Annotated in this window: 6 protein-coding genes; 2 read left to right on the top strand and 4 right to left on the bottom strand. The window is 70.9% G+C overall.

Features of this window, described 5'->3' with window-relative positions; translation table 11 throughout:
• Positions 1-170: 170 nt before the first annotated feature.
• Entirely contained in the window at positions 171-1,139 is a 969-nt protein-coding gene (gene puuE, locus B8460_RS15180; protein ID WP_048862449.1) for an allantoinase PuuE, read from the top strand.
• On the top strand, positions 1,139-2,404 hold the full coding sequence (locus tag B8460_RS15175; RefSeq protein WP_048862448.1) for an allantoate amidohydrolase: 1,266 nt from the start codon (positions 1,139-1,141) through the stop codon (positions 2,402-2,404). The genes puuE and B8460_RS15175 overlap by 1 nt, the downstream gene beginning before the upstream one ends.
• 13 nt (positions 2,405-2,417) lie before the next feature.
• Here B8460_RS15175 and pucL read toward each other — a convergent pair whose 3' ends face one another.
• The 4 genes from pucL to B8460_RS15155 all read right to left on the bottom strand — a co-directional run.
• Positions 2,418-3,257, bottom strand: a complete 840-nt coding sequence (pucL, locus tag B8460_RS15170; protein ID WP_048862447.1) for a factor-independent urate hydroxylase — start codon at positions 3,255-3,257, stop codon at positions 2,418-2,420.
• Positions 3,258-3,287: 30 nt separating this feature from the next.
• The gene (locus B8460_RS15165) at positions 3,288-4,367 is read right to left on the bottom strand and encodes a BMP family ABC transporter substrate-binding protein (RefSeq protein ID WP_048862446.1); all 1,080 of its coding nucleotides are present in this window, start codon (positions 4,365-4,367) and stop codon (positions 3,288-3,290) included.
• A gap of 34 nt (positions 4,368-4,401) precedes the next feature.
• Positions 4,402-5,331, bottom strand: a complete 930-nt coding sequence (locus tag B8460_RS15160) for an ABC transporter permease (RefSeq protein WP_048862445.1) — start codon at positions 5,329-5,331, stop codon at positions 4,402-4,404.
• The coding region (locus tag B8460_RS15155) for an ABC transporter permease (RefSeq protein WP_456303907.1) at positions 5,328-6,416 on the bottom strand (1,089 nt) is incomplete at its 5' end. The genes B8460_RS15160 and B8460_RS15155, both read right to left, overlap by 4 nt.

Below are 6,416 nucleotides of genomic sequence, written 5' to 3'. Positions count from 1 at the left end.
GCAGCCTGGTAGCGCATCAGTCTGGGGGACTGGGGGTCGTGGGTTCGAATCCCGCCTGCCCGACCACGCCGCTCCGCCGTTCGTCGTTCCCTCAATGATCTGGCTCGCTTCTTGCCCCGCCGCGCGCGGGTGGCGGGCGTTCCGCCGCGCATGCTGTGCCGAGGTTGCCGATGACCGTTGAGCCGCCGGGCGCGCCGGACGTGCCCGCGCTTTCTCCCAGCGATCCCTATCCCCGCGACATGACCGGCTATGGCCGCACGCCGCCCGACCCGCGCTGGCCGGGCGGGGCGCGGGTCTGCGTGCAGTTCGTCATCAACTACGAGGAGGGCGGCGAGAGCAGCATCCTGCACGGCGATCCGGCGTCCGAGGCGTTCCTGTCGGAAATCCCGGGGGCGGCGCCCTGGCCCGGACAGCGGCACTGGAACATGGAGTCGATCTATGAATACGGCGCGCGGGCCGGGTTCTGGCGGCTGTGGCGCCTGTTCACCGCCAACCGCCTGCCGGTGACCGTCTATGGCGTCGCGACCGCCCTGGCGCGCGGGCGCGAACAGGTCGCGGCGATGCAGGAGGCGGGGTGGGAGATCGCCAGCCACGGGCTGAAATGGATCGACTACAAATCCGTCCCGCGCGCGGTCGAGCAGGCGCACATGCGCGAGGCCTTCGACCTGCATGCCTCGGTCACCGGCGCGCCGCCGGAGGGGTTCTATCTCGGCCGCTGTTCGATGCACACGCTCGACCTCGTGCTGGAGGACGGGCGCTTCGTCTATTCGTCGGACAGCTATGCCGACGACCTGCCGTACTGGGTGCGCGGGCCGCACGGGCCGCATCTGGTGATCCCGTACGCGCTCGACAGCAACGACATGCGCTTCGCGACCACCAGCGGCTTCGCCGAGGGCGAGCAGTTCTTCACCTATCTGCGTGACAGTTTCGACGTGCTCTATGCCGAGGGGCGGGACGGGACGGCGCGGATGCTCAATGTCGGGCTGCATTGCAGGCTTGCCGGGCGACCGGGGCGGGCGGCGTCGCTGCAGCGCTTCATCGACCACGTGGCGCGGCACGAGGGCGTCTGGATCGCGCGGCGCATCGACGTCGCGCGGCACTGGCACGCGACCCACCCGGCAGCGGGGACGGCCGCTTGATGGATCGGCCGGACGACACGGCGCCGGGCCGCGCGCTGATGGCGCGGCTGGCGGACCTCGCGCGGTTCTCGTCGGAGCGCGACGCGCTGACGCGCCGGTATCTCACGCCGGAGCATCGCGGGGCGGCGGATCTGGTGGCGGGCTGGATGCGCGAGGCCGGCATGACGGCTTCGATCGACGCCGTGGGCAACGTCGTCGGGCGGTACCCGGGGGCGCGGCCGGATGCGCCGGCGCTGCTGCTCGGCTCGCATATCGACACGGTGCGCGACGCCGGGCGCTATGACGGCACGCTCGGCGTGGTCACCGCGATCGAGGCGGTGGCGCGGCTGCACGGCGCGGGCGAGCGCCTGCCCTTTGCGATCGAGGTGCTGGCCTTCGGCGACGAGGAAGGCTCGCGCTTTCCGGTCACGCTCACCGGGTCGCGCGCGGTCGCCGGCACCTTCGACGCAGCGACGCTCGATGCGGTCGACCCGGACGGGGTGCGGCTGCGCGACGCGCTGATCGGCTTCGGCTGCGCCCCCGACGCCATCCCCGCCGTCGCCCGCCGGCCAGACGACGTGCTCGCCTATTGCGAGGTGCATATCGAGCAGGGGCCGGTGCTGGAGGCGCAGGGACTGCCGGTCGGCATCGTCACGGCGATCGCCGGCGGCAGCCGGTTCAAGGTGGCGGTGGAGGGCGTGGCCGGCCATGCCGGCACCGTGCCGATGGCCCTGCGCCGCGACGCGGTCTGCGCGGCGGCGGAGATGATCCTGGCGATCGAGGCGCTGGCGCTGCGCACGCCCGGCCTGGTTGCCACGACGGGCGTGATCGCTGCCGATCCGGGAGCGGTGAACGTGATCGCGTCAGGCGCCTTCTTCACCGTCGACGTGCGCAGCGACGACGATACCGTACGCCGCACGGCGATCGCCGCGTTCGAGCGCGACTGCCGCGCGATCGCCCGCCGCCGCCGCGTGGGGGTGGAGATACGCCGCACCTATGACCAGCCGGCGGCGCTTTGCCACCCCGCGCTGGTCGCGCAGTTCGAGGACGCGGTGCGCCGCGCCGGCATCGCGCCGCTGCGTCTGGTCAGCGGCGCCGGGCATGACGGGCTCGCGATGCGGGCGCTGTGTCCGATCGGCATGCTGTTCGTGCGCTGCCGGGGCGGCATCAGCCACAATCCGGCGGAGTCGATCACCGCCGCCGATGCCGCGTGCGCCGCGACGGTGCTGCTCGATTTCCTCCGCCGCTTCGACCCGTCGGGTCTGCGCGCCAGCCAGACCGGGTAGGCTCAGGCCGGGATCAGGCGCGGCCGACCGTGCATTCGATCTGCCCGTGCGGCTCGTCGGTCGGCAGCAGCACGCAGTTGCGCCCGTCGCGGCCGAAGCCCGCGAGGTTGACCGGGATGTAGTGCTTGTTGGGACAGGCCATGCTGATTTCCGCCACCTCCGGCACGGCGGCGAGCACGGCCTCGCCCATGCGGTACAGGCTGTCCTGCACCCCGTCGCTGTAGGTCGTGGCGAAGACCTCCATCGCGGTCGTCAGGATCGCGGCGTTGGCCGCCGCGTAGTCCGCCGGCCGGGCGGACCAGCGCCAGCTTGCGTCCATCGCCGTCGCGACGATCCGGTCGCGCGTCTCCTTCAATGTCGTGGCGTCGTCCATCAGGTAGCCGACCCACCCCGCCTCGGTCGATTTCATGAAGGTGTATCCGTCGATGCCCGAGGCGATGGTCGCGCCGTCGCGGGTGAAGTGCGCGCGGACGGTTGGCGTACCGTTAGCGTCCAGCAGGAAGGCGTGCGGATGCGGCGCGCCGCCGACCGGCATGCGCGCCCATTTCGTCTCGGTCGACGTCACCGACACCGCCGTGACATGCGCGTAGCGGTCGAGGAAGCAGGCGCCGAGCGCCTCGGCGAAGGCTTCCGCACCGGCCGCGAGATGGTCGGTGGCGACGATGTAGCAAAGGTTCTTGATGGTGTCGGTGGCGACCACCCGGCTGTTGTCGGCGTCCGTGTAGGCCGCGGAGAAATCGCCGTCGAGCATCACGCGCAGCGTGAGTTCGCGCACCTCGTTATAGTCGCCGTCGCGGTGCACCCGCATCAGGCGCACGCGCCCCTTGCCGTAATGGTGGCGCAGCAATGGCATCGCAGCCCTCCTCGCGCGCGGCGGCGGCCGTCAGGCCTGCACGCCTTCCACGTACCAGTTGATCTTCAGCAGGTCGGCGTCCGGCATCACCGCGCCGGCGGCGAGCTTGAGGTTGCCCTTCTGGTCCTTGATCGGTCCGGTGAAGGGATGAATCTTGCCGGACACGATCCCGGCCTTCACCTCGTCGGCGGCGGCGCGCACCTTGTCGGTGACGGCGGGACCGTAGGGGGCGAGCTCCACCATGCCTTCCTTGATGCCCCACCACACGTCGTCGGTCTTCCACGTGCCGTCGAGCGCCTGCTGCGTGCGCAGGATGTAGTAGGGCGCCCAGTTGTCGACGATCGACGTGACCTGCGCCTTCGGTCCGAAGCGGCGCATGTCCGACGACTGGCCGAAGGCGAGCACGCCGCGCGCCTCCGCCGTCTGCATCACCGCCGGGCTGTCGGTGTGCTGCGCCAGGATGTCGGCGCCCTGGTCGATCAGCGACTTGGCGGCGTCGCTTTCGCGGCCGGGATCGAACCAGGTGTTGGCCCAGATCACTTTCGTCTTGAAGTTCGGGTTGACCTTGCGCGCGGCGAGGGTGAAGGCGTTGATGCCCATCACGACCTCGGGGATCGGGAACGAGGCGACGTAGCCGGCGACGCCGGCCTTCGACAGCATCCCCGCCATGGTGCCGCACACGGCGCGGCCCTCGTAGAAGCGGGCGTTGTATTCGGCCATGTTGGGGCGCGTCTTGTAGCCGGTCGCCTGCTCGAACTTCACCTTGGGGAATTGCTTGGCGACGCGCTCGGTCGGGTTCATGAAGCCGAACGAGGTGGCGAATACCATCGCGTTGACCTTGGCGAGCTCGCGGATCACCCGCTCGGCGTCCGGTCCCTCGGCGACGTTCTCGACAAACTGGGTGGCGATCTTGTCGCCGTATTTCTCCTGCAGCGTCTTGCGCGCGACGTCGTGCTGATAGCTCCAGCCCAGATCGCCGACCGGGCCCACATAGACGAAGCCGATCTTCATCGGCGCCGCCGCCCGCGCGCGCCCGATGCCGATCGCGGCGGCGGCGCCCGTCGCGGCGGCGCCGGTGAGCAGGGTACGACGTTCGATCAGCCCAGCCATCCGCTACTCTCCTTCGTTGTATCCGCCGGGCGCGTCACGTCGCGACCCGGAACGTCTTGCCGAGACAGGCGGGCGCGCTCAGCCGCGACCGCGCCGAGGCGGACGAGATCACGGTCAGCACCACGATCGTCGCGATGTAGGGCACCATGGCGAGGATCTGCGTCGGGATCGCGACCAGCCCGCTGCCCTGCAGATAGAGCTGCAGCACGGTGATGCCGCCGAACAGATAGGCACCCATCAACGCGCGCCCCGGCCGCCACGCGGCGAACACCACCAGCGCAAGCGCGATCCAGCCGCGCCCCGCCGTCATCTGCTCCGCCCAGAGCGGCGTGTAGGCGAGTGAGAGATAGGCCCCGCCCAGCCCCGCCATGGCGCCGCCGAACAGCACCGCGAGGTAGCGGATGCGGATCACCGGATGGCCGATCGAATGGGCAGAGACATCGGACTCGCCGACCGCGCGCAGCACCATGCCGCCGCGCGTACGGCGCAGGAACCAGCCGATCGCGAAGGCGGACGCCACCGAGAGATAGACCATGGCATCGTAACGGAACAGCAGCGGGCCGATCACCGGCAGCTCTGACAGCCCCGGCACGTCGAGGCGCGGCAGCGGCGGCACCGTGCGGCCGGTATAGCGCGCGCCGATCAGCGTCGAGAGGCCGGTGCCGAAGATCGTCAGCGCCAGGCCGGTCGCCACCTGGCTCGCCGCGAGGGTCAGCGCGAGGACGCCGAACAGCAGTGCGAGGGTCGTCCCCGCCGCCGCCGCCGCCAGCAGCGCCAGCGTGTCGCTGCCCGTCGCCGTCATCACCGCGAAGCCGAACACGGCGCCGGCGAGCATCATCCCCTCGACGCCGAGATTGAGCACGCCCGACCGTTCCGCCACCAGCTCGCCCAGGGCCGCGAACAGCAGCGGCGTCGCGCTGGTGACGACGGTCTGCAGCAGCGGGATCAGCACGCCGCCGGTCATGACACCACCGGCGCGGCGGCAGGCGTGGATGCGGCGCCGGCGGCGACACGCGGACGCCGCACCGGCGTCACGCGGTAGCGCGCCAGGAAGTCGGAGGCGAGCAGGAAAAACAGCAGCATGCCCTGCACCACGCCGGTTGCCGCCTTCGGCAGCCCCGTCTGCACCTGTGCCGCCTCGCCGCCGAGATAGGACAGTGCGACGATCAGCGCCGCCGGGATGATCCCGAGCGGATGCAGCCGGCCGAGATAGGCGACGATGATGGCGGTGAACCCGTAGCCCGGCGTGATCTGCGGGATCAGCTGGCCGATCGGTCCCGCCACCTCGAACACGCCGGCCAGCCCGGCGAGACCGCCCCCCGCCAGCATCACCAGCCACACCACGCGCCGTTCCGAGAATCCGGCATAGCGCGCCGCCGCCGGCGCCAGCCCGACCGCGCGCAGCCGAAATCCGATGATCGAATAGCGCATCACCACCCCCACGAGGACCGGGACGATGAACGCAATCACCGTGCCGAGGCCGAGCCGCGTGCCCTCGATGATCGGCGGCAGCACCTCGGCGTCGCTGAACATGCGCGACTGCGGGAAGTTGAAACCGTCCGGGTCCTTCCACGGCCCGAACACCAGCGTCGTCAGCAGCAGGCTCGCGACATAGGTCAGCAGCAGGCTGACCAGGATCTCGTTGACCCCGAACCGGGTGCGCAGGAACGCCGGGATCGCCGCCCAGGCCATGCCGCCGGTCACCCCCGCCAGACACATCAGCGGCAGGATCCACCACCCGTCCTGGCCGTAGAAGGCGAGGGCGATGCCGCCGCCCGCGATGGCGCCGAGCGTGAGCTGTCCCTCCGCCCCGATATTCCACACATTGGCGCGAAACCCGGCAGCGAGACCGACGCCGATCATCGCCAGCGGTCCCGCCTTCAGCGCCAGCTCCGCGAGGCCGTCTGTGGACAGCAGGGGCGAGACGAAGAAGGCGAACACCGACTGCGCCGGCTTACTGCCGATGACGGCGAAGATCGCCGCGCTGACGGCGATGGTGGCCGCGACCGCCAGCGGCGGCGACAGCCAGACGAGCAGGGGCGAGGGCAC

Source organism: Acidisphaera rubrifaciens HS-AP3 (assembly GCF_000964365.1).
Classification (GTDB): Bacteria; Pseudomonadota; Alphaproteobacteria; order Acetobacterales; family Acetobacteraceae; genus Acidisphaera; species Acidisphaera rubrifaciens.
The sequence above is the reverse complement of the archived record's forward strand: the minus strand, read 5'-3'. Positions and strand labels throughout refer to the sequence as shown.